Genomic DNA, 24,026 nt, shown 5'->3' with positions numbered 1-24,026 from the left:
TTATGGTTAAAACTCCCTCTTAAGGAGTAATCAACTCATTTGTGCAAAGTTACATTTCTGAAACGTTATTTCTGTAAGGTTGTTAAAATGTGCAGGGTTTACTGATTTCAATCAAAACCAATATGGACAGAAGGTGAATACTTTGTTACTTTAGCGATACGAAATAGAAATTGGTAAGACCAATTGACTCCGGGCAAAAAGGCGTAAGACAGGGAATATGGCCTACAGCAAAATTCGCCAACCAAAACTATCTGATGTGATTGAGCAGCAGCTGGAGTTTTTAATCCTCGAAGGGACTCTGCGCCCGGGTGAGAAACTTCCGCCAGAACGCGAGCTGGCAAAACAGTTCGACGTTTCACGTCCCTCTCTGCGTGAGGCGATTCAACGTCTCGAAGCAAAGGGCTTGCTGCTTCGTCGCCAGGGCGGCGGAACCTTTGTGCAAAACAGCCTGTGGCAGAGCTTCAGCGATCCGCTGGTAGAACTTCTCTCTGACCACCCAGAATCCCAGTTTGACCTGCTTGAGACCCGTCACGCGCTTGAAGGTATTGCGGCCTATTACGCCGCCCTTCGCAGCACTGATGAAGATCGCGTGCGTATCCGCGAGCTGCATCAGGCCATTGAACGGGCACAGCAGTCCGGCGACTTAGACGCCGAGTCCAGCGCCGTCGTCCAGTATCAAATTGCCGTCACCGAAGCGGCCCACAACGTGGTGCTCCTCCATCTGCTACGCTGCATGGAGCCCATGCTGGCCCAGAACGTTCGTCAGAATTTTGAATTGTTGTATGCCCGTCGGGACATGCTCCCACTGGTAAGCAACCATCGCACCCGAGTATTCGAGGCGATAATGGCCGGGGAACCGGAGCAGGCGCGCGAAGCGTCGCACCGCCATCTGGCTTTCATTGAGGAAATCTTGCTGGACCGCAGCCGTGAACAATCGCGTCGCGAACGTTCATTACGCCGCATACAGCAACGAAAGGATTAAGCGCCAGGTACTTTTAGAGCGCGGCAACTAAACGCAGAACCTGTCTTATTGTGTTCTTACCCAAGAGCACAATGGGACAGGTTCCAGACAAATCAACGTATTAGATAGATAAGGAATACCCCCATGTCAGAACGTCTCCAAAATGACGTGGATCCGATCGAAACTCGCGACTGGCTACAGGCGATCGAATCGGTCATCCGTGAAGAAGGTGTTGAGCGCGCTCAGTATCTGATTGATCAGCTGCTTTCTGAAGCCCGCAAAGGCGGTGTGAAGGTTGCTTCAGGTGCAGGGGCTAGCAACTACGTAAACACGATTGCCGTCGAAGACGAACCGGAATACCCGGGCAATCTGGATCTGGAACGTCGTATCCGTTCTGCAATCCGCTGGAACGCCATCATGACCGTTCTGCGCGCATCCAAGAAAGACCTGGAACTGGGTGGCCACATGGCGTCCTTCCAGTCTTCTGCAACCGTTTACGAAGTGTGCTTCAACCACTTCTTCCGTGCAGCGAACGAGAAAGACGGCGGCGATCTGGTGTACTTCCAGGGCCACATCTCTCCGGGCATCTACGCACGTGCATTCCTGGAAGGTCGTCTGACTGAAGAGCAGATGAACAACTTCCGTCAGGAAGTTCACGGTAAAGGTCTGTCTTCTTACCCGCACCCTAAACTGATGCCTGAATTCTGGCAGTTCCCGACCGTATCTATGGGTCTGGGCCCAATCGGTGCGATCTATCAGGCTAAATTCCTGAAATACCTGGAACACCGTGGTCTGAAAGACACCTCTGAGCAGACCGTTTACGCCTTCCTGGGCGACGGCGAAATGGATGAGCCAGAATCCAAAGGTGCGATCACCATCGCTACCCGTGAGAAGCTGGACAACCTGTGCTTCATCATCAACTGTAACCTGCAGCGTCTGGATGGTCCGGTAACCGGTAACGGCAAGATCATCAACGAACTGGAAGGCATCTTCGCTGGTGCTGGCTGGAACGTGATCAAAGTCATGTGGGGCGGTCGTTGGGATGAGCTGCTGCGTAAAGACACCAGCGGCAAACTGATCCAGCTGATGAACGAAACCGTTGACGGTGACTACCAGACCTTCAAATCCAAAGACGGTGCCTATGTTCGTGAGCACTTCTTCGGTAAATATCCTGAAACCGCAGCACTGGTTGCAGACTGGACTGATGAGCAGATCTGGGCTCTGAACCGCGGTGGTCACGATCCGAAGAAAGTCTACGCTGCACTGAAAAAAGCGCGCGAAACCAAAGGTAAAGCGACTGTAATCCTGGCCCATACCATCAAAGGTTACGGCATGGGTGATACCGCAGAAGGTAAAAACATCGCTCACCAGGTTAAGAAAATGAACATGGACGGCGTGCGTTATATCCGCGACCGTTTCAACGTTCCAGTGACCGATGAGCAGGTAGAAAACCTGTCTTACATCACCTTCCCGGAAGGTTCTGAAGAGCACAAGTACCTGCACGAACGTCGTCAGGCGCTGAAAGGCTACCTGCCAGCTCGTCAGCCAAACTTCACCGAGAAGCTGGAACTGCCAGCGCTGGAAGACTTCTCTCAGCTGCTGGAAGAGCAGAACAAAGAGATCTCTACCACTATCGCTTTCGTTCGTGCCCTGAACGTGATGCTGAAGAACAAGTCGATCAAAGATCGTCTGGTTCCAATCATCGCCGACGAAGCGCGTACTTTCGGTATGGAAGGTCTGTTCCGTCAGATCGGTATCTACAGCCCGAACGGCCAGCAGTACACCCCGCAGGACCGTGAGCAGGTTGCATACTACAAAGAAGACGAGAAAGGTCAGATCCTGCAGGAAGGTATCAACGAGCTGGGCGCAGGCGCATCCTGGCTGGCTGCTGCGACCTCTTACAGCACCAACAACCTGCCGATGATCCCGTTCTACATCTACTACTCCATGTTCGGGTTCCAGCGTATCGGTGACCTGTGCTGGCAGGCAGGCGACCAGCAGGCTCGCGGCTTCCTGGTAGGCGGTACCTCCGGTCGTACGACTCTGAACGGTGAAGGTCTGCAGCACGAAGATGGCCACAGCCACATTCAGTCTCTGACTATCCCTAACTGTATCTCTTACGACCCGTCTTACGCGTACGAAGTGGCAGTCATCATGCATGACGGTCTGCAGCGCATGTACGGTGAAGCGCAAGAGAACATTTACTACTACATCACCACCCTGAACGAAAACTACCACATGCCGGCAATGCCAGCAGGTGCCGAGGAAGGTATCCGTAAAGGTATCTACAAACTCGAAACCCTCGAAGGTAGCAAAGGTAAAGTTCAGCTGCTGGGCTCCGGCTCTATCCTGCGTCACGTACGTGAAGCAGCGCAGATCCTGGCGAAAGACTACGGTGTGGGTTCCGACGTGTACTCTGTGACTTCCTTCACTGAACTGGCGCGTGATGGCCAGGATTGTGAGCGTTGGAACATGCTGCACCCAATGGAAACTCCACGCGTTCCGTACATCGCTCAGGTGATGAACGACGCGCCAGCGGTGGCGTCTACTGACTATATGAAACTGTTCGCTGAGCAGGTTCGTACTTACGTTCCAGCTGATGATTATCGCGTTCTGGGTACTGACGGATTCGGTCGTTCTGACAGCCGCGAAAACCTGCGTCACCACTTCGAAGTTGATGCTTCTTACGTGGTTGTAGCAGCACTGGGCGAACTGGCTAAACGTGGCGAAATCGATAAGAAAGTGGTTGCGGACGCAATCACCAAATTCAACATCGATGCAGAAAAAGTTAACCCGCGTCTGGCGTAAGAGGTAAAAGAATAATGGCTATCGAAATCAATGTACCGGACATCGGGGCTGATGAAGTTGAAATCACCGAGATCCTGGTCAAAGTAGGCGACAAAGTTGAAGCTGAACAGTCGCTGATCACTGTAGAAGGCGACAAAGCCTCTATGGAAGTCCCGTCTCCTCAGGCTGGCATCGTTAAAGAGATCAAAGTCTCTGTTGGCGATAAAACCGAGACCGGCAAACTGATCATGATTTTCGATTCCGCCGACGGTGCAGCAGCTGCTGCACCTGCGCAGGAAGAGAAGAAAGCCGCTCCGGCCGCCGCTGCTCCAGCAGCTGCCGCGAGCGCGAAAGAAGTGAACGTGCCTGACATCGGCGGTGACGAAGTTGAAGTCACTGAAATCCTGGTGAAAGTGGGCGACACCGTTGCGGCCGAGCAGTCACTGATCACCGTAGAAGGCGACAAAGCCTCTATGGAAGTGCCGGCTCCGTTCGCGGGTACCGTTAAAGAAATCAAGATCAACACTGGTGACAAAGTGTCTACCGGGTCGCTTATCATGATCTTCGAAGTGGCGGGTGCAGAAGGCGCCGCCGCGCCAGCACAGGCCGCTGCTCCGGCTCCGGCTGCTGCACCAGCAGCGGCTGGCGGCGCGAAAGACGTTAACGTACCGGATATCGGCGGTGACGAAGTTGAAGTCACCGAAGTGATGGTGAAAGTGGGCGACAAAGTTGCCGCTGAACAGTCACTGATCACCGTTGAAGGCGACAAGGCTTCTATGGAAGTCCCTGCGCCGTTCGCGGGTACCGTTAAAGAGATCAAAATCAGCACCGGCGACAAAGTGTCTACCGGCTCTCTGATCATGGTCTTCGAAGTGGAAGGCGCTGCGCCTGCCGCAGCTCCGGCAGCCGCGGCTGCTCCAGCCCCTGCTGCTGCACCGGCTCAGGCTGCTAAGCCAGCCGCTGCCCCTGCTGCTAAAGCAGAAAAATCTGAGTTCGCTGAAAACGACGCTTACGTCCACGCGACCCCGCTGATTCGTCGCCTGGCGCGCGAGTTCGGTGTGAACCTGGCGAAAGTGAAAGGAACCGGCCGTAAGGGTCGTATCCTGCGCGAAGACGTTCAGACCTACGTGAAAGACGCGGTGAAACGCGCCGAAGCTGCACCTGCTGCAGCCGCTGGCGGCGGTATCCCGGGCATGCTGCCATGGCCAAAAGTAGACTTCAGCAAGTTCGGCGAAATCGAAGAAGTGGAGCTGGGCCGCATCCAGAAAATCTCTGGTGCTAACCTGAGCCGTAACTGGGTGATGATCCCGCACGTTACGCACTTCGACAAAACCGATATCACCGATCTGGAAGCGTTCCGTAAACAGCAGAACGCTGAAGCTGAGAAGCGCAAACTGGACGTGAAATTCACCCCAGTGGTCTTCATCATGAAAGCCGTTGCCGCTGCCCTTGAGCAGATGCCACGCTTCAACAGCTCCCTGTCCGAAGACGGTCAGAAGCTGACGCTGAAGAAATACATCAACATCGGTGTTGCGGTTGATACGCCAAATGGTCTGGTTGTTCCGGTCTTCAAAGACGTGAACAAGAAGAGCATCACTGAGCTGTCCCGTGAATTGACCGTGATCTCCAAGAAAGCGCGTGATGGTAAGCTGACTGCCGGCGAAATGCAGGGCGGCTGCTTCACTATCTCCAGCATCGGCGGCCTGGGTACCACCCACTTCGCGCCGATCGTGAACGCGCCGGAAGTGGCTATCCTCGGTGTGTCCAAATCCGCGATGGAGCCGGTGTGGAACGGCAAAGAGTTCGTGCCGCGTCTGATGATGCCAATCTCTCTGTCCTTCGACCACCGCGTGATCGACGGTGCTGATGGTGCGCGCTTCATCACCATCATCAACAACACCCTGAGCGACATTCGCCGCCTGGTGATGTAATCGAAAAGCCGGCCAGTCGGCCGGCTTTTTTCTGGTAATCTCATGGTATTTGTGAGGTTATTGGCGAAAGCGACAATTCGTGAGCCGTTTGTTGTTTCAAAATTGTTAACAATTTTGTAAACTGCGGGCGGATAGAACGACCCGGTGGACGACGGGTATAAATTAAGAGGTCATGATGAGCACAGAAATCAAAACTCAGGTCGTAGTACTTGGGGCAGGCCCGGCAGGTTACTCCGCAGCATTCCGTGCAGCGGATTTAGGTCTGGAAACCGTCATCGTAGAACGTTACAGCACCCTCGGCGGTGTTTGTCTGAACGTCGGCTGTATCCCTTCTAAAGCGCTGCTGCACGTAGCGAAAGTTATCGAAGAAGCCAAAGCGCTGGCTGAACACGGTATCGTCTTCGGCGAGCCGAAAACCGATATCGACAAAATTCGTACCTGGAAAGAGAAAGTTATCACTCAGCTGACCGGCGGTCTGGCGGGTATGGCCAAAGGCCGTAAGGTGAAAGTGGTAAACGGTCTGGGTAAATTCACCGGTGCGAACACCCTGGAAGTAGAAGGCGAAAACGGCAAAACCGTGATCAACTTCGACAACGCGATCATCGCGGCAGGCTCTCGTCCAATCGAACTGCCATTCATTCCGCATGAAGATCCACGCGTGTGGGATTCCACCGATGCTCTGGAGCTGAAAACCGTTCCTAAGCGTCTGCTGGTCATGGGCGGCGGTATCATCGGTCTGGAAATGGGTACCGTGTACCATGCGCTGGGTTCAGAGATCGACGTGGTTGAAATGTTCGACCAGGTTATCCCGGCTGCCGACAAAGACATCGTTAAAGTCTTCACCAAACGCATCAGCAAGAAATTCAACCTGATGCTGGAAACTAAAGTGACTGCCGTTGAAGCGAAAGAAGACGGTATTTACGTTTCCATGGAAGGCAAAAAAGCCCCATCCGAGCCACAGCGTTACGACGCCGTGCTGGTGGCTATCGGCCGTGTGCCGAACGGTAAAAACCTCGACGCGGGCAAAGCTGGCGTGGAAGTGGACGACCGTGGCTTTATCCGCGTTGACAAACAGCTGCGCACTAACGTGCCGCACATCTTTGCTATCGGCGATATCGTCGGTCAGCCAATGCTGGCGCACAAAGGTGTTCACGAAGGTCACGTTGCCGCTGAAGTTATCGCCGGCATGAAGCACTACTTCGATCCGAAAGTCATTCCATCTATCGCGTACACCGAGCCAGAAGTGGCATGGGTGGGTCTGACCGAGAAAGAAGCGAAAGAGAAAGGCATCAGCTACGAAACCGCCACCTTCCCGTGGGCTGCTTCTGGCCGTGCTATCGCGTCCGACTGCGCTGACGGTATGACCAAACTGATCTTCGACAAAGAGACTCACCGCGTCATCGGTGGTGCGATTGTCGGTACCAACGGCGGCGAGCTGCTGGGTGAAATCGGTCTGGCTATCGAAATGGGCTGTGACGCTGAAGACATCGCGCTGACCATCCACGCTCACCCGACTCTGCACGAGTCCGTGGGTCTGGCGGCAGAAGTGTTTGAAGGCAGCATCACCGACCTGCCAAACGCGAAAGCGAAGAAGAAATAAGTTTCTTCAGATAAAAAAAAGCGGCCAATGGCCGCTTTTTTTATGCGCTGCGTTTAGGGTGCCACCGGCTGCCAGGTTTTATCAGGGTTATAGGCGGCTAGCGCCCGGGCTTTCTGCTCTGAATCGCTGCCGAGATCGGACTGGTACACCTTGTCGTCCTGATTTATCACAAAGCTCATTACGCCCGTCTGACCATAGCTGACCGGCCAGGCAACCATCGCGAAACCGTGATTATCCGGCAGAATTCGAAAGCGATAGCCGTGATAGCCGGTACCCGGCTCTTTCGGGCTAAACGCCGGGCCGAGCGGGCTGGGCGCTTCGCCGGGGGAGGCTGGCCAGTACAAACCGTCTTTTTTCCCTTTCGAGCTGACAATCTTCTGCGCGTATGTCTGGTTCATCGCAAAATAGCTTTGCTGCGCATCAACATAGGCATGTAAGGCTTCAATGGCGGCGAGCTCGTTACGTCCGATTTCGCGGGTCAGGATCTCCTCAGCCCCTTCTTTGATATCGAACTGCCAGCCGGCAGAGGTTTTGATCACCGGGATGGGTAGCTGCCAGCCGCTGTCTCCCACAACCAGATGCGCCGTATCCCCTTCGACAACCGTGTTGTGACGGACGTTCCAGTCGCGCAGGAAGCGGTCGACAGCATCCGGATCAACGCCTTCAGGGGGCAGAAAATCGCGCCAGTTCTCTCCGAGCAGGTTGCTCATCGCGCTCTCATTTTGCTCACTGATGGCTTTGGTTAGCGCATCGGTTGCCTGAGCGGGTGTGCTAAAGGACTGCTGCGCCATCACCGAGGCCGAAAGCATGAACAACACCATTCCACTGAGTAATTTACTTTTCATGTCGGTTCCCTTAGCGATGTCGAATTTCACGGCGTTCAGCACGTCCACCAGACGCCTGACGCGGCTGCTGCTGGCGAGCAGCAAGCTGCCTGCTTTGCGCGCCGCGCTGCTGCTGCGCCTGCCAGTTCGCGGAGCGGCTGTCGTTACCGCTCAGCGCATTGGCCCGCGGCTGGCTGTTTCGCTGCTGGAGAGGGCGTTGCTGCGAAACCCGTTTCTCTTGTCTCTGGGCGGTGGTCTGGCGATTTTCTCGCTGCTGCGTGGTGGTACGTTTCGCCGTCTGTGGTTTGGTGTCGTAGCCACGGTAGTTATTGCGCTGCGAAATCTGCTTCAGCTGTTCGCTTGAGGCCTGACGCTGCACGTCTTTCGTTCCGGTTCGCGCCGTTTGGGGGAAGGTTTTGCCCGTGGATTTCTCCATCTGGCTCAGCGCGGCCTGACGCTGGCTATCGCGGTTAACCGGTTTTTGCTGCGCTGAGCTGAGCCCTGTCGCCGTGTTGGTGGCGTGGAAGCGAGTGTTGAGCTGGTTGGTCGGGTAGGGCACGCCTTCCCGATAGGCCGGGTTGTGCTGCCAGGTGCGGTTGGCGTCCGTCAGGCGCTGTCCGCTGATTTTATTGAAGTTCTCAACGTTGATATTGATGTTGTTATCACCGTTGCGGTTATAGCCGCCGTGATTATCCCAGTCGTCATGGTGATGATCCCAGTCGTCATCATCATCCCAGTCGATATTGCTGAAGATGGCGTAGGTGGTGGCGACGCCCAGGCTGAAGCCTAAACCGTTTACGAAGCTGTTACCAAACTGCTCCCCGGGTGTAGGCGGGAGATAGGTGGGCGGATAGGCGGTGTTTGGCCAGGTCCCGTAAACCGTATTGGGATTATAGGTAGGGACGTAAACAACCTGCGGATCGGCAGATTCAATTTTGATTACCGTTGGGGCGGACGTCGTGGCTGTCGTTGTCTCAGCGGTGCTGGTTTTCGCTGGCGCCGGTTTTGTCACGGTGGTGACCGTCTGCTGAGGCGTGCATTGTAAAGCGCCGGTCTTCTGTGCCAGCGCGCGCAGGCGTTGCACGGAATCCATCACGTCCTTCGGCTGCGCGAGAAACGCATCACCCAGATTTTGTACCCACGGCGGGTTTTCACCCATCAGGGACATAAGCTGAGGAAACGCGACCAGCGATTTTACGCTGGGATCCCAGGGCTGGCTGGCAACGGCCTGAATCGCGGCGTCCCCTTCCATTTTAGGGTTGTCTTTAGACCACTGCGCCGCCTGGATCACGTTGGCCGGATAGGTCGACGCCATTAAAATTTGCGACAGCAGGGCATCCGGGTAGAGCGCGATGGGAGCAACCCATTGATCGATTTGCGCGGCAGTGTAGGCTGGCGCGACAGCAGGGGCGGGCTGGGCTGCGGCAGGCGCTGCCGGTGTAGCCGGCTGTTGTGCGACGGGGGCCGGCGCAGCGGGCTCCGTTGCGCGACCTTTGACAAACATGACGCCTGAGGCGGCAAACAGCCCGGCACTGCACAGAAGGACGAGCAGATGTGGCTTAAAGGGCAACTTCATAAAATGACTCCAACGAGACAAGCGCTGTGCCGTGAGGCGTTACGGTTGGCGTGAGTATTATTCACCCGTCTTTTACTGTTTTGACTTTTATTGGGAAGCGTCCGGGACGCCCGGATAAAGAGTGTGAGTATTTATTACACAATTATATGCGATGCGGGAAAAACCGCAGGGGATTCAGAAGGCCGCTCTTACGAGCGGCCAGCAGCTAGTTGCCGAGGTTGACGACAAACAGCACCGTGATGTCGGATATGTTCCAGCCACCGTGCAGCGCGGTTAGCAGTAAACCGGTCACAACGATCAGCGCAGTGATTCGCATCTCCATTGCGTGCGTTCCTGTACAGGCTACGCGGGTTCATTCTCCACCGGGAAAGGCAGAACCAGGCAAGTTGACGTTGCCGCGTAGATGACGGAACTGCTCCCGGGCCCGGTGACTGGTTGCTACACCAGCGGAGCAGGCCGCGGAGAAGAATAGTCAATTCAATGGTTCTGAAGAAGGCAAAAAATGCAATTACATGGGCTTTCATACGAAATGGGAAGGCGCTACGCAAAATCGTGATAGTGGCTTGCAAGCTCACTGGCGGTGATGCACAATATTTCACGTTGATGTTGCCGCAAATCTGCCAACACGGTGTGCTACCACCGCAAGGCAACAAATAAACCGCTATCAGGCGGTTTTTTTGTCCCCAAAATTCGTCTTGTCTCCCCGCTACACCATGCTTAACGATTCAGCAAATATTTTAATGTTGCTTTTTTGTAAACGGATTAACACTGTGCAGAAATCCTGCTATGCTGCCCGACGCGGTATCGGGCATTTACCCTACAAACTGCTGTCTCACAGGAGCGTGAAGAGAACGCCCGCCGCATATGACAATGAGAGCGAGGAGAACCGTCGTGCTAGAAGAATACCGTAAGCACGTAGCAGAACGTGCCGCCGAGGGAATTGTACCCAAACCTTTAGATGCAACCCAAATGGCCGCGCTCGTCGAGCTGCTGAAGAACCCGCCTAAGGGCGAAGAAGAATTCCTGTTAGATCTGCTGATCAACCGCGTACCGCCTGGCGTAGATGAAGCTGCCTATGTAAAAGCCGGATTCCTTGCTGCTATCGCCAAAGGCGAAGCCACCTCCCCACTGGTTACTCCTGAAAAAGCCATTGAACTGCTCGGCACCATGCAGGGTGGTTACAACATTCATCCGCTGATTGACGCGCTGGATAACGACAAGCTGGCACCGATTGCCGCTAAAGCGCTCTCTTCCACGCTGCTGATGTTCGATAACTTCTACGACGTAGAAGAAAAAGCCAAAGCAGGTAACGTCTATGCAAAGCAGGTGATGCAGTCATGGGCTGATGCGGAATGGTTCCTGAACCGTCCTGCTCTGGCTGAAAAAATCACCGTGACCGTCTTTAAAGTGACCGGTGAAACTAACACCGATGACCTCTCTCCGGCGCCGGATGCGTGGTCTCGCCCGGATATCCCTCTGCACGCCCTGGCGATGCTGAAAAACGCCCGTGAAGGTATTGAGCCGGATCAGCCGGGCAGCGTCGGCCCGATCAAGCAGATCGAAGCCCTGCAGAAAAAAGGGTTCCCGCTGGCCTACGTGGGCGACGTTGTGGGTACCGGTTCTTCCCGTAAGTCCGCAACCAACTCCGTGCTGTGGTTCATGGGCGACGACATTCCGCACGTGCCGAACAAGCGCGGCGGTGGCCTGTGCCTTGGCGGCAAAATTGCACCAATCTTCTTTAACACCATGGAAGATGCGGGCGCACTGCCGATTGAAGTGGATGTTTCTAACCTGAACATGGGCGACGTGATTGACGTTTACCCGTACAAAGGTGAAGTGCGTAACCACGAAACCAACGAGCTGCTGGCAAGCTTCGAGCTGAAAACCGACGTGCTGATCGACGAAGTGCGCGCCGGTGGCCGTATCCCGCTGATCATCGGTCGTGGCCTGACTACCAAAGCGCGTGAAGCGCTCGGTCTGCCGCACTCCGACGTGTTCCGTCAGGCGAAAGATGTGGCGGAAAGCAGCCGCGGCTACTCTCTGGCGCAGAAAATGGTCGGTCGCGCATGCGGCGTCGCCGGCGTGCGTCCGGGCGCATACTGCGAACCGAAAATGACCTCCGTAGGCTCTCAGGACACCACTGGCCCAATGACCCGTGACGAACTGAAAGACCTGGCGTGCCTGGGCTTCTCTTCTGATCTGGTGATGCAGTCCTTCTGCCACACGGCGGCCTATCCGAAGCCGGTTGACGTGACCACGCACCACACGCTGCCAGACTTCATCATGAACCGCGGCGGCGTGTCTCTGCGTCCGGGTGACGGCGTCATCCACTCCTGGCTGAACCGCATGCTGCTGCCGGATACCGTGGGTACCGGCGGTGACTCCCATACCCGTTTCCCAATCGGTATCTCTTTCCCGGCGGGCTCCGGTCTGGTGGCGTTTGCTGCTGCGACCGGCGTGATGCCGCTGGATATGCCGGAATCGGTGCTGGTGCGCTTCAAAGGTAAAATGCAGCCGGGTATCACCCTGCGCGACCTGGTTCACGCGATCCCGCTGTATGCGATTAAACAGGGCCTGCTGACCGTTGAGAAGAAAGGGAAGAAAAACATCTTCTCTGGCCGCATCCTGGAAATTGAAGGTCTGCCGGATCTGAAAGTGGAGCAGGCGTTCGAGCTGACCGATGCTTCCGCCGAGCGTTCTGCGGCGGGCTGTACCATCAAGCTGAACAAAGAGCCGATTATTGAGTATCTGAACTCTAACATCGTGCTGCTGAAGTGGATGATTGCAGAAGGCTACGGCGACCGTCGTACGCTGGAGCGTCGTATCCAGGGCATGGAAAAATGGCTGGCCGATCCGCAGCTGCTGGAAGCTGATGCTGACGCAGACTACGCGGCGGTGATCGACATCGATCTGGCGGATATCAAAGAGCCAATCCTGTGTGCACCGAACGATCCGGACGACGCGCGTCCGCTGTCTGAAGTGCAGGGCGAGAAGATCGACGAAGTGTTTATCGGTTCCTGCATGACCAACATCGGTCACTTCCGTGCCGCCGGTAAGCTTCTGGATACCCACAAAGGCCAGCTGCCAACCCGTCTGTGGGTGGCGCCGCCAACCCGTATGGACGCGGCTCAGCTGACCGAAGAGGGCTACTACAGCGTGTTTGGTAAGAGCGGCGCGCGTATCGAAATCCCTGGCTGTTCCCTGTGCATGGGCAACCAGGCGCGCGTAGCGGACGGTGCGACGGTGGTCTCCACCTCTACCCGTAACTTCCCGAACCGTTTAGGTACCGGTGCAAACGTCTTCCTGGCCTCTGCGGAGCTGGCGGCGGTTGCGGCGCTGATTGGCAAACTGCCAACGCCGGAAGAGTACCAGACCTTTGTGGCTCAGGTGGATAAGACTGCGGTGGATACCTATCGCTATCTGAACTTCGACCAGCTCTCTCAGTACACCGAGAAGGCCGACGGGGTTATCTTCCAGACGGCAGTATAAAAACCAACCCCTCACCCCCAGCCCCTCTCCCCGAAGGGGCGAGGGGAGCCCAGTTCCCTCTCCCCTTTGGGGAGAGGGTTAAGGTGAGGGGCTTTTTTATTTTCATTCCTCCCACCTCTCACGCTTTTTTTCTTCCTCGCTGCTGCGATAATTACCCTAATGGCTTTGCAGAGGAAAACACTATGGATTACGAATTTCTGCGCGACATCACCGGAGTGGTGAAAGTGCGTATGTCGATGGGCCACGAAGCCGTTGGACACTGGTTTAACGAAGAGGTGAAAGAAAATCTCGCACTTCTTGATGAGGTTGAACAGGCGGCAAATACGGTGAAAGGCAGTGAACGCTCCTGGCAGCGCGCCGGGCATGAATACACGCTGTGGATGGACGGTGAAGAGGTCATGGTGCGTGCCAACCAGCTCGAGTTTTCAGGTGACGAGATGGAAGAGGGGATGAGCTACTACGACGAAGAGAGCCTGTCGATGTGCGGCGTAGAGGATTTCCTTCAGGTGGTAAATGCCTACCGTGACTTCATGAAACAGAAATAACAGACCGGAGCATCCCTGCTCCGGTTTGCTTTTACACGGCCGGAATATTGCGGCCGTAGTAGATCTCGCGCATCTCTTTCCAGAGCAGGTCAGTAATTGCCTTACGCTCTTCTTCGCTCAAATCTTCCGGCTTCGTGTGGAACATATAGTGCTTAAGGTCGAATTCCTTAAGTAACATCTTGGTATGGAAGATGTTTTCCTGATACACGTTCACGTCCATCATGTCGTACAGCGATTTCATGTCGTCGGACATAAAGTTCTGGATGGAGTTGATCTCGTGGTCGATGAAGTGCTTCATGCCGTTGATATCACGGGTGAAACCACGCACGCGATAATCAATGGTGACGATATCCGATTCCAACTGGTGAATTAAATAGTTCAGCGCGTTCAGCGGGGAAATCACGCCGCAGGTCGACACTTCGATATCGGCGCGGAACGTACACAGCCCGCCTTCCGGGTGACTCTCCGGGTAGGTATGTACGCAGATATGGCTTTTATCCAGGTGGGCCACGACCACTTCCGGCAGCGGGCCCGGATGTTCAGTTTTGTCGATAAGCTTAGGATCGACCGGCTCTTCGCTGACCAGTATGGTCACGCTGGCGCCCTGGGGTTCATAATCCTGCCGGGCGATGTTCAGGATGTTTGCGCCAATAATGGAACAGGTTTCTGACAGGATCTCGGTCAGACGGTTGGCGTTGTAGAGTTCGTCGATATAGGCGATGTAACCATCGCGTTCTTCCGCTGTTTTGGCATAGCAGATATCGTAAATACAAAAACTCAGGCTTTTCGTCAGGTTGTTAAAGCCATGCAGTTTAAGCTTTTTCAATTAGCTCACCCCCTTAGTGGATAATGCGTCTTGCAGGTACTGCGGCAGCGCAAACGCTGCGGTATGAATAGCCGGATTGTAGTATCGGCACTGAAGACCGGCCTGATGGAAGCGGGCCTGAATAATTTCGGTGGAGAGATGGCGTAATACGTCGTTATCCGTCGCCCAGGCAAAGGTCATGATCCCGCCGTAATACGTCGGAATGGCCGCCTGATAGAAGCTGACATCATCGAAATAGGTGCTTAACTTACGATGGCTGTCGAGCGCTTCATCCTGCTGCAGGAAGCAGACGCCATTTTGTGCGACGAAGATCCCGCCCGGGTTCAGGCAGCGCTTGCAGCCTTCGTAGAAGGATGAGGTAAACAGCGACGCGCCGGGGCCGATAGGGTCGGTGCAGTCGGAGATAATGACGTCAAACGTTTGCGTGGTCTGGTTAACAAAATTGACGCCGTCGTCGATAACCAGATTAAAGCGCGGATCGTCATAGCTACCGGCATTGTGGTTGGGCAGGTACTGGCGGCAGAAAGAGACGACACCCGCGTCGATTTCCACCATGGTGATGGTTTCAATGGAACGATGGCGGGACACTTCACGCAGCATTGCGCCGTCGCCACCGCCGATAATCAGGACATGCTTCGCGTGACCGTGCGCCAGCAGCGGGACGTGGGTCATCATCTCATGATAGATAAACTCATCTCGCTCGGTCGTTTGCACGACGCCGTCCAGCGCCATGACGCGGCCAAAGGCGGCATTCTCGAAGATGATCAGATCCTGGTGATCGGTTTTCTCATGATAGAGCACGTTATCAACGGCAAAGTACTGACCAAACTGGTCATGCAGTGTTTCATGCCACAACGTGTGGTCGGCCATAGCGAACTCCTCCTGTGTAAACATCCATTACGCTCACAAAAAATGAGCGAAACATGATAGCTAACTCTAACCGTGGTTGCACGGCCAGAGGTTCAACAGGAGGCGTCGGGAAGGTTATTTGACGTAGGCGAGCAGGCTGAGTGAATCACGAGCCAGCGCTTTGCATTTTTTGGCCGTGGGAATACCAATACCGCTTAGGTCACGGTAGCTGTCTTCGCCGAGCGCCTTCATGTCGAAGCTGTCGTAGTTGCTGAGATCCCACTGGTTCTGCTGGGCAAAAAAGACCAGCGCGCGGCGAATTTGCCCGTTGGGTAAATTCTGGTAGCCACAATCATTTTTCAGGAATACAAAAACCGCCGTTAAATCGGCCATATCTTCCGCTTCATTTTCACTTAGCGCATAGCTGTTCGCACACATCGCCATCAGGCTACCGAACAAAATTGTCCTGAAAAACATCTTCATTGCTTCTACCACTTCTTCACGGAAAATTAACGTTAGCATACTTGATGCCGGTGCGACGATCTTTATTATTGCCGCTTGACTTGACCTTCCGGTAAGGGGAGGGTTTATGCTCAAAAGATCGCCTGCTGGAAATAAGGAAATGAACATGCAACGTCGTGATTTTTTAAAATATTCCGCTGTGCTGGGGGCTGCCAGCGCATTACCTCTCTGGAGCCGCGCGGTTTTCGCGGCTGACAGGCCTGCCTTACCTATCCCTGACTTAGTGACCGCTGATGCGCGAAGCCGTATCCAGCTTGTGATGCAATCGGGCAAAACGACCTTTGGTGCAAATACCGCCACAACCTGGGGTTATAACGGAAATCTCCTTGGCCCGGCGCTCCAGCTGCGCAAAGGAAAAACCGTTACCGTCGATATCCATAACACGCTGTCGGAAGAGACGACGCTGCACTGGCACGGGCTGGAAGTGCCGGGCGAGGTGGACGGGGGCCCGCAGGGCATCATCAAAGCGGGCGGCACGCGCAGCGTCACCTTTACGCCTGACCAGCGCGCGGCGACCTGCTGGTTCCACCCGCATCAGCATGGCAAAACGGGCCATCAGGTGGCGATGGGGCTGGCGGGGCTGGTGCTGATTGAAGACGACGAAAGCCGCATGCTGCGCCTGCCGAAACAGTGGGGCATCGACGACGTTCCGGTGATTGTGCAGGACAAGAAATTCAACGCTGACGGGCAAATTGACTATCAGCTGGACGTGATGAGCGCGGCGGTAGGCTGGTTTGGCGACACGCTGCTGACCAACGGCGCCATTTACCCCCAGCACGCCGCGCCGAAAGGCTGGCTGCGCCTGCGCCTGCTCAACGGCTGTAATGCCCGCTCTCTCAATTTCGCCGCCAGCGATAAGCGCCCGCTGTACGTGGTAGCGAGCGACGGCGGCCTGCTGCCGGAGCCGGTGAAGGTGAGCGAGCTGCCGATGCTGATGGGCGAACGCTTTGAGGTGCTGGTGGACATCAGCGACGGCAAGCCGTTTGACCTCGTAACCCTGCCGGTAAGCCAGATGGGGATGGCGGTCGCACCGTTTGATAAGCCGCATCCGGTGCTGCGTATTCAGCCATTGCTGGTGGCCGCTTCCGGCACGCTGCCTGATACGTTAACCACGCTGCCAGCGCTCCCGTCGCTTGACGGGCTTACGCAGCGCAAGCTGCAGCTCTCCATGAACCCGATGCTCGATATGATGGGCATGCAGGCGCTGATGGCGAAATATGGCGATAAGGCGATGGCGGGGATGCACCACGGGCAGATGATGGGCCATATGAATATGGACCATGGGAAAATGGGCGGCATGGGGAATATGAATCACGGCGACCATGGCTTTGATTTCCACAACGCCAATACGATCAACGGCAAAGCGTTCGACATGAACACGCCGATGTTTGCTGCGACAAAGGGCCAGTTTGAGCGCTGGGTGATTTCAGGCGAAGGGGACATGATGCTGCACCCGTTCCACATCCACGGCACCCAGTTCCGCATTCTTTCAGAGAACGGCAAAGCGCCGGATGCGCATCGCGCGGGCTGGAAAGATACGGTGAGAGTGGAAGGCAGCGTCAGCGAGGTGCTGGTTAAGTTTGACCACGACGCGCCGAAGGAGTTTGCCTATATGGCGCACTGCCACCTGCTGGAGCATGAGGATACGGGGATGATGCTCGGGTTCACTGTTTAAAACAGTGCGGCCTGATGCCCTCACCCTGGCCCTCTCCCACGGGGAGAGGGAATAAACACAAAAACGGCAACCGAGGTTGCCGTTTTGCATCTTTCCGTAGGCCGGGTAAGGCGTAGCCGCCACCCGGCTTTTTCAGTTACTTGTTTTCGTCAGGCAGCGCATACGCGACGATGTAGTCGCCCATCTTCGTGCCAAACGAACCGTGACCGCCCGCAGAGATGACAACGTACTGCTTGCCATTCACCTCATAGGTCATCGGTGTGGCCTGTCCACCGGCCGGCAGACGGCCTTGCCACAGTTTTTCACCGTTGGTCATGTTGTACGCGCGCAGGTAGTTATCTGCGGTTGCCGCGATGAACAGCACGTTACCGGCGGTGGAAATTGGGCCACCCAGCATCGGCATACCCATATTGAACGGCACAGGAACCGGCATCGGGAACGGCATGCTGTCCTGTGGCGTACCAATACGTTTTTTCCACACGATCTGGTTAGTTTTCAGATCCAGACCGGAGATATAACCCCAGGCCGGCTGTTTACACGGCAGACCAAACGGAGACAGGAACGGGTTCAGCGTCACGCCAAACGGTACGCCGTACTGCGGCTGAATGCCGGCTTCGGTACCGCTGCCTTTCGCGTCTTTCGGCTGCTCCATTGGGTTGCCCGGACCGCGTGGGATCAGACGGGAAACGAACGGCAGCGCCATTGGGTTGGCAATCGCCACCTGACGGTTCGGGTCGACGGAGATCCCGCCCCACTCGAACATCCCCAGGTTACCCGGGAAGACCAGCGTGCCCTGCTCAGACGGCGGCGTGAAAATGCCTTCATAGCGCAGCTGGTGGAACATCACGCGGCACACCAGCTGGTCAAACATGGTGGCCCCCCACATGTCTGCCCCGCTGAGGTCTTTCTTCGGACGGAAGCTCAGGTCAGAGAACGGCTGGGTTTTGCTGACGTAATCGCCTTTCGCTGCACCCTGTGGAACCGGTTTTTCCGGGGCAGGGACAACCAGCTTACCGTTGCTGCGATCCAGCACGAAGATGTTACCCGTCTTGGCCGGGGCGTAAATCACCGGCACGGTTTTGCCGTCAACGGTAATGTCCGCCAGCGTCGGCTGGGACGGCATATCCATATCCCACAGATCATGGTGAACGGTCTGGTAGCTCCACGCCAGCTTACCGGTGGTCGCGTTCAGCGCCACGATAGCACTCGCATAGCGTTCCTGCTCCGGCGTGCGGTTACCGCCCCAGATATCTGGCGTGGTCACGCCCATTGGCAGGTAGACCAGGTCCAGCTTCGCGTCATACGCCGCTGGTGCCCAGGAGTTTGGCGAGTTAAAGGTAAAGGTGTGCTCGTCCGACGGGATCGCGTTTGGATCTTTCGCGCCCGGGTCGAAGGCCCACAGCAGTTTACCGGTGTTTACGTCGAAACCACGGATAACGCCGGAGGTTTCACGCGTGGAGAAGTTGTCCGTTACCGAACCGGCAATCACGATAGTTTTATCGGTGATGATTGGCGGTGAGGTGGGCTCATACAGACCCGGCGTGGTGTCCGGCATGTTGGTCTGCAGGTTCAGGATACCTTTGTTAGCAAAGGTTTCGCACAGCTTGCCCGTTTCGGCATTGATGGCGAACAGACGGCCATCGTTCACCGGCAGCATAATGCGGCGAGGACAGTCGGCAATGACCTCCGGGCTGGCATTATCGGCACGCGCTTCGTGGTAAGAGACGCCACGGCAGGTGACGTGCTGGAAGGACGGGTTGGAGTTCAGCTGTGGATCGAAGTGCCATTTCTCTTTACCGGTGGCCGCGTCGAGCGCGAACAGACGCTGGTGCGCCGTACACAGATAAAGCATGTTGCCAACTTTAATTGGCGTCACTTCGTTGGTCAGCTCGCCCGGATCGTTCGGCATCTTCACATCGCCGGTACGGAATACCCAGGCTTCTTTCAGGTTCTTCACGTTGTCCGCGTTGATCTGCTTCAGCGGAGAGTAGCGTTGACCTTCCTGGTTACGACCATACGCAGGCCAGTCGCCGTCCGCCACCTGAGAGATAGCCGCAGCAGGCGTGGATTCCGCGTTCAGCGTACCGTTGATCTCCTGTGGGTCGTTAAAACCTGCCCAGGTCAGAATGCCGCCGGTAATCAGCAGGACAACAACCAGGCCCGCCACCGCACCGCTGGAAGGCACAATCAGTCGACGCCACACGAACGGCAGGATCAGCCAGATGCCAAAGAAGACCAGGATGTCGCTGCGCGGCGTCAGTGCCCAGAAGTCGAACCCGACTTCCCAGACGCCCCAGATCATGGTGGCAAGAAGGAGGGCGGCATACAGCCACAGTGCAGATTGTTTTCTACGCAACAGCAGGACGGTTACGGCAACCATAACCAGACCCGCAATCGGGTAGTACCAGGAGCCGCCTAAAGCGACCAGCCAGACGCCACCGATTAACAGATACAGCGCGCAGAAGGCTGCGAATGCGGCTGTTAATGTCACCAGTAGACGCGGCTGTTTAGAGTTTGTTTCAGCCATAGAAAGTGTACTCGTCAGTTTTTGTTAATAATTTGCTAGCAACTAATTATAGGTATTAACAAGTGTGATCGGAATCACAATATTTGCTTTTTATAACTCATACGCCAGGGTTATCCATTTGCTGATATAATGGCGGGCTTGCGTATCGATGCCGGAAATACATTCACCTGCATTGAGAGATTTTCATTAAAATCATTTGGTTAGTAATATGAAACATACTGTTGAAGTGATGATCCCGGAAGCCGAGATCAAAGCGCGTATCGCCGAACTGGGTCGTCAAATCACCGAACATTACAAGGACAGCGGCAGCGAAATGGTGCTGGTCGGTCTGTTGCGCGGCTCTTTCATGTTCATGGCAGACCTGTGCCGTGAAGTGCATGTGCCCCATGAGGTCGATTTTATGACCGCCTCCAGCTACGGCAGCGGCATGTCCACCACCCGTGATGTGAAAATCCTGAAAGATCTGGATGAAGATATTCGTGGCAAAGATGTGTTGATCGTTGAAGACATTATTGACTCCGGCAACACGCTCTCTAAAGTACGCGAGATCCTGAGCCTGCGTGAGCCAAAATCTCTGGCGATTTGTACGCTGCTGGATAAACCTGACCGTCGTGAAGTGCAGGTGCCGGTAGAGTTTGTGGGCTTCTCGATTCCGGATGAATTCGTCGTCGGTTACGGCATTGACTACGCGCAGCGTTATCGTCATCTGCCGTATGTTGGGAAAGTGGTATTGCTGGACGAGTAGTTGCTGTTTGTTGCCCGGTGGCGCTACGCTTACCGGGCCTACGAATGGGCACATGTAGGCCGGGTAAGGCGCAGCCGCCACCCGGCTTTTTAACGGGCACTTATTTATGATTGACGTGCTTAAGCTGAAGGTTGGCAATCCCCGAACGGTAGCGCTGCTCCAGCGTTTCGCGGTTGGTGGCGGTCACTTCCAGATTGCGCAGCAGACCATCGTGAATACCGTATGCCCAGCCGTGGACAGAGACCTTCTGTCCGCGTTTCCACGCTGATTGCATGATCGTTGAGTGGCCCAGGTTATACACCTGCTCCATCACGTTGAGTTCGCAAAGGGTATCCATGCGACGCTCCTGCGGCATTTCGCCCAGCAGTGAGCTATGTTTGAACCAGATATCGCGGATGTGCAGTAGCCAGTTATCAATGAGCCCCAGTTCCGTGTTTTCAACCGCCGCCTGCACGCCGCCGCAGCCATAATGGCCGCAAATGATGATGTGCTCGACTTGCAGAACGTCCACGGCATACTGAACAACAGAAAGACAGTTGAGATCGGTGTGAATCACGAGATTGGCGACGTTACGGTGAACAAACAGTTCGCCGGGTTCAAGGCCGGTCAGGCGCTCCGCCGGTACGCGGCTGTCGGAACATCCAATCCAGAGAAAGCGTGGGTTCTGAGCCTGCGCGAGTTTTCCAAAAAATCCGGGGTCTTCCTCCACCAGCATTTTTGACCATAGTGCATTGTTGCTGATGAGTGTATCTATGTTGTTCATGGAGGTTAGCGACCTGTAACCGAGTTATTGCGTTGCGCTACTATAGGGTAACCCGACTTTTAATGAAACCACACAACGTGTGTAAGAACTGAAGGTAAGTTAATTTCATGGCAATTGCACTGGAGCTTGAGCAGCTTAAAAAAACCTATCCGGGTGGCGTTCAGGCGCTACGCGGAATAGATCTTAAAGTAGAGGCCGGTGATTTTTACGCGCTTCTGGGGCCGAACGGGGCGGGGAAATCGACCACCATTGGGATTATCAGCTCGCTGGTCAATAAAACGTCCGGTCGGGTGAGCGTCTTTGGGTACGACCTGCAAAAAGATGTGGTGAACGCCAAGCGCCAGCTGGGGCTGGTACCGCAGGAGTTCAACTTCAACCCGTTCGAGACGGTGCAGCAGATTGTCGTTAACCAGGCGGGGTATTACGGGGTTGAGCGTAAAGAGGCGCTGGAGCGTAGCGAAAAATACCTCAAGCAGCTTGATCTGTGGGAAAAGCGTAACGAACGTGCGCGCATGTTGTCCGGCGGGATGAAGCGCCGCCTGATGATCGCCCGCGCGCTGATGCACGAGCCAAAGCTGCTGATCCTCGATGAGCCGACCGCGGGCGTGGATATCGAACTTCGCCGTTCCATGTGGGGCTTCCTGAAGGATCTCAACGACAAAGGCACCACCATTATTCTGACCACCCACTACCTTGAAGAGGCTGAAATGCTGTGCCGCAACATCGGCATCATTCAGCACGGTGAGCTGGTGGAGAACACCTCGATGAAGAATCTGCTCTCCAAGCTGAAATCCGAAACCTTCATTCTCGATCTGGCGGCGAAAAGCGCGCTGCCAAAACTTGAAGGTTACAACTATCGTCTGGTGGATACCTCGACGCTGGAAGTGGAAGTGCTGCGCGAGCAGGGGATTAACAGCGTGTTCTCGCAGCTGAGCGCGCAGGGGATTCAGGTTTTAAGTATGCGTAACAAAGCGAACCGACTGGAAGAGCTGTTTGTCTCTCTGGTACATGACAAACAAGGAGACAAGGCATGACGCATCTTTACTGGGTCGCGCTGAAAAGTATCTGGGCGAAAGAGATTAACCGCTTTATGCGCATCTGGGTGCAAACCCTGGTGCCGCCGGTCATCACGATGACGCTCTATTTCATTATCTTCGGTAACCTGATTGGTTCCCGGATTGGTGAGATGCACGGCTTTACCTATATGCAGTTTATCGTGCCGGGCCTGATTATGATGGCGGTGATCACCAACGCCTATGCCAACGTGGCGTCGTCATTCTTCAGCGCCAAGTTCCAGCGCAATATTGAAGAGCTGCTGGTCGCGCCGGTGCCGACGCACGTCATTATCGCGGGCTATGTCGGCGGCGGCGTGGCGCGCGGGCTGTGCGTGGGGATCCTGGTCACGGCGATTTCGCTGTTCTTTGTCCCGTTCCAGGTCCACTCGTGGCTGTTTGTCGCGCTGACGCTGCTCCTGACGGCGATCCTGTTCTCGCTGGCCGGTCTGCTGAACGCCGTGTTCGCCAAAACGTTTGACGATATTAGCCTGATCCCAACCTTCGTGCTGACGCCGCTGACCTATCTCGGCGGGGTGTTCTACTCCCTGACGCTGCTGCCACCGTTCTGGCAGGCGCTGTCGCACCTGAACCCGATTGTCTATATGATCAGCGGCTTCCGCTTTGGTTTCCTCGGCATCACTGACGTGCCGCTGTTTACCACGGTGGCGGTGCTGGTGGTGTTTATCATCGCCTTCTACCTGCTGTGCTGGTATCTGATCCAGCGCGGACGCGGTCTGCGCAGCTAATCTTCTGCCCGGCGACGTTCTGTTTGCCGGGCACTTTCTTTGACAGTTATCACCGAAAGCTAACCTTCACTCCGCTAAACTACTTGCCTGCTAAGGAGAGAGTTATGCTGGGATGGGTTATCACCTGCCACGATGAACAAGCGCAGGAAATGCTGGATAAGCTTGAAGCCAAATTTGGCCCGCTGGCGCAGTGCCGGGCGGTAAACTACTGGCGCGGGCTGAGCACCAACATGCTGAGCCGCATGATGTGCGATGCCCTGCATGAAACGGACACCGGCGATGGCGTGATTTTTTTGACCGATAAATCGGGCGCGGCGCCTTACCGCGCAGCCGCGTTGCTGAGCCATAAGCATGCGTGCTGTGAAGTCATCTCGGGAATCAACTTCGCCCTGCTGGCGGTAATGTATCCACAGCGTGAATTATTAAGCAGCGCTGAGTTTCGCCATGCCATCGTGGCGCAGGGCGTGCCGGGCGTCAGCAGCTTGTGGCATCAGCAGCAAAAAAATCCCCCCTTCGTCCTGCTCCATGACCTGTATAAGAATTAAACGTTGGTATTGATGTCTCATTTGTTACAATAGCGGCAGTTTCCCGCACCGATTAAGACA

Annotated in this window: 18 protein-coding genes; 11 read left to right on the top strand and 7 right to left on the bottom strand. The window is 55.3% G+C overall.

The genetic code is table 11. The annotated features are described in order from the left end of the window. Positions 1-217 precede the first annotated feature (217 nt). The 4 genes from pdhR to lpdA all read left to right on the top strand — a co-directional run bounded on the left by pdhR (position 218) and on the right by lpdA (position 7,279). Positions 218-982 (top strand): pyruvate dehydrogenase complex transcriptional repressor PdhR, encoded by a 765-nt coding sequence (gene pdhR, locus NQ230_RS19415; RefSeq protein ID WP_008501960.1) that lies wholly within the window; start codon positions 218-220, stop codon positions 980-982. A 123-nt stretch (positions 983-1,105) separates the two neighbouring features. Then, positions 1,106-3,769, top strand: coding sequence for a pyruvate dehydrogenase (acetyl-transferring), homodimeric type (aceE, locus tag NQ230_RS19410; protein WP_257258722.1), 2,664 nt, complete (start codon positions 1,106-1,108; stop codon positions 3,767-3,769). A gap of 14 nt (positions 3,770-3,783) precedes the next feature. Then, positions 3,784-5,679, top strand: a complete 1,896-nt coding sequence (gene aceF / locus NQ230_RS19405; protein ID WP_159515525.1) for a pyruvate dehydrogenase complex dihydrolipoyllysine-residue acetyltransferase — start codon at positions 3,784-3,786, stop codon at positions 5,677-5,679. A 175-nt stretch (positions 5,680-5,854) separates the two neighbouring features. Further along, entirely contained in the window at positions 5,855-7,279 is a 1,425-nt protein-coding gene (gene lpdA / locus NQ230_RS19400) for a dihydrolipoyl dehydrogenase (protein ID WP_003856313.1), read from the top strand. Positions 7,280-7,332: 53 nt separating this feature from the next. Here the strand turns inward: lpdA and NQ230_RS19395 are convergent, their stop codons facing one another. Beyond that, positions 7,333-8,124, bottom strand: coding sequence for a DUF2950 family protein (locus NQ230_RS19395; protein ID WP_193941193.1), 792 nt, complete (start codon positions 8,122-8,124; stop codon positions 7,333-7,335). A gap of 10 nt (positions 8,125-8,134) precedes the next feature. Beyond that, on the bottom strand, positions 8,135-9,679 hold the full coding sequence (locus NQ230_RS19390; RefSeq protein WP_257258720.1) for a DUF3300 domain-containing protein: 1,545 nt from the start codon (positions 9,677-9,679) through the stop codon (positions 8,135-8,137). 891 nt (positions 9,680-10,570) lie between these two features. Here NQ230_RS19390 and acnB point away from each other — a divergent pair. Both acnB and yacL read left to right on the top strand, forming a co-directional pair. Then, positions 10,571-13,168, top strand: a complete 2,598-nt coding sequence (acnB, locus tag NQ230_RS19385; RefSeq protein ID WP_023334530.1) for a bifunctional aconitate hydratase 2/2-methylisocitrate dehydratase — start codon at positions 10,571-10,573, stop codon at positions 13,166-13,168. 182 nt (positions 13,169-13,350) lie between these two features. Then, a complete protein-coding gene (gene yacL, locus NQ230_RS19380; RefSeq protein WP_023310423.1) occupies positions 13,351-13,713 on the top strand; it encodes a protein YacL in 363 nt (120 codons plus the stop codon). 31 nt (positions 13,714-13,744) lie between these two features. Here yacL and speD read toward each other — a convergent pair whose 3' ends face one another. The 3 genes from speD to NQ230_RS19365 all read right to left on the bottom strand — a co-directional run bounded on the left by speD (position 13,745) and on the right by NQ230_RS19365 (position 15,871). After that, on the bottom strand, positions 13,745-14,539 hold the full coding sequence (speD, locus tag NQ230_RS19375) for an adenosylmethionine decarboxylase (protein ID WP_023334531.1): 795 nt from the start codon (positions 14,537-14,539) through the stop codon (positions 13,745-13,747). Then, positions 14,540-15,409 (bottom strand): polyamine aminopropyltransferase, encoded by an 870-nt coding sequence (speE, locus tag NQ230_RS19370; protein ID WP_047071009.1) that lies wholly within the window; start codon positions 15,407-15,409, stop codon positions 14,540-14,542. A 114-nt stretch (positions 15,410-15,523) separates the two neighbouring features. Continuing rightward, positions 15,524-15,871 carry a YacC family pilotin-like protein gene (locus tag NQ230_RS19365; RefSeq protein WP_121425082.1) on the bottom strand — a complete coding sequence of 116 codons (348 nt, stop codon included), beginning with the start codon at positions 15,869-15,871 and terminating at the stop codon, positions 15,524-15,526. A gap of 145 nt (positions 15,872-16,016) precedes the next feature. Here NQ230_RS19365 and cueO point away from each other — a divergent pair, with 145 nt between their 5' ends. After that, positions 16,017-17,585 carry a multicopper oxidase CueO gene (gene cueO, locus NQ230_RS19360; RefSeq protein ID WP_257258716.1) on the top strand — a complete coding sequence of 523 codons (1,569 nt, stop codon included), beginning with the start codon at positions 16,017-16,019 and terminating at the stop codon, positions 17,583-17,585. Between the two features lie 136 nt (positions 17,586-17,721). Here cueO and NQ230_RS19355 read toward each other — a convergent pair whose 3' ends face one another. Continuing rightward, entirely contained in the window at positions 17,722-20,112 is a 2,391-nt protein-coding gene (locus NQ230_RS19355; protein ID WP_257258714.1) for a glucose/quinate/shikimate family membrane-bound PQQ-dependent dehydrogenase, read from the bottom strand. 208 nt (positions 20,113-20,320) lie between these two features. On the opposite strand from NQ230_RS19355, the gene hpt reads away from it, so the two are divergent. Then, entirely contained in the window at positions 20,321-20,857 is a 537-nt protein-coding gene (hpt, locus tag NQ230_RS19350) for a hypoxanthine phosphoribosyltransferase (RefSeq protein ID WP_008501948.1), read from the top strand. Between the two features lie 100 nt (positions 20,858-20,957). Here hpt and can read toward each other — a convergent pair whose 3' ends face one another. Then, a complete protein-coding gene (can, locus tag NQ230_RS19345; protein ID WP_080328661.1) occupies positions 20,958-21,620 on the bottom strand; it encodes a carbonate dehydratase in 663 nt (220 codons plus the stop codon). Positions 21,621-21,727: 107 nt separating this feature from the next. Here can and NQ230_RS19340 point away from each other — a divergent pair, with 107 nt between their 5' ends. From NQ230_RS19340 to NQ230_RS19330, 3 genes are all read left to right on the top strand, one after another. After that, entirely contained in the window at positions 21,728-22,654 is a 927-nt protein-coding gene (locus tag NQ230_RS19340; RefSeq protein ID WP_003856300.1) for an ABC transporter ATP-binding protein, read from the top strand. Further along, positions 22,651-23,421 carry an ABC transporter permease gene (locus tag NQ230_RS19335; RefSeq protein ID WP_023334536.1) on the top strand — a complete coding sequence of 257 codons (771 nt, stop codon included), beginning with the start codon at positions 22,651-22,653 and terminating at the stop codon, positions 23,419-23,421. The genes NQ230_RS19340 and NQ230_RS19335 overlap by 4 nt, the downstream gene beginning before the upstream one ends. Before the next feature lie 104 nt (positions 23,422-23,525). Next, on the top strand, positions 23,526-23,966 hold the full coding sequence (locus NQ230_RS19330; protein ID WP_257258712.1) for a PTS sugar transporter subunit IIA: 441 nt from the start codon (positions 23,526-23,528) through the stop codon (positions 23,964-23,966). Positions 23,967-24,026: the final 60 nt, after the last annotated feature.

The organism is Enterobacter asburiae (assembly GCF_024599655.1).
GTDB lineage: Bacteria > Pseudomonadota > Gammaproteobacteria > Enterobacterales > Enterobacteriaceae > Enterobacter > Enterobacter asburiae_D.
Note: the sequence above shows the minus strand (reverse complement) of the source record. Positions and strands in the feature narration are given on the sequence as shown.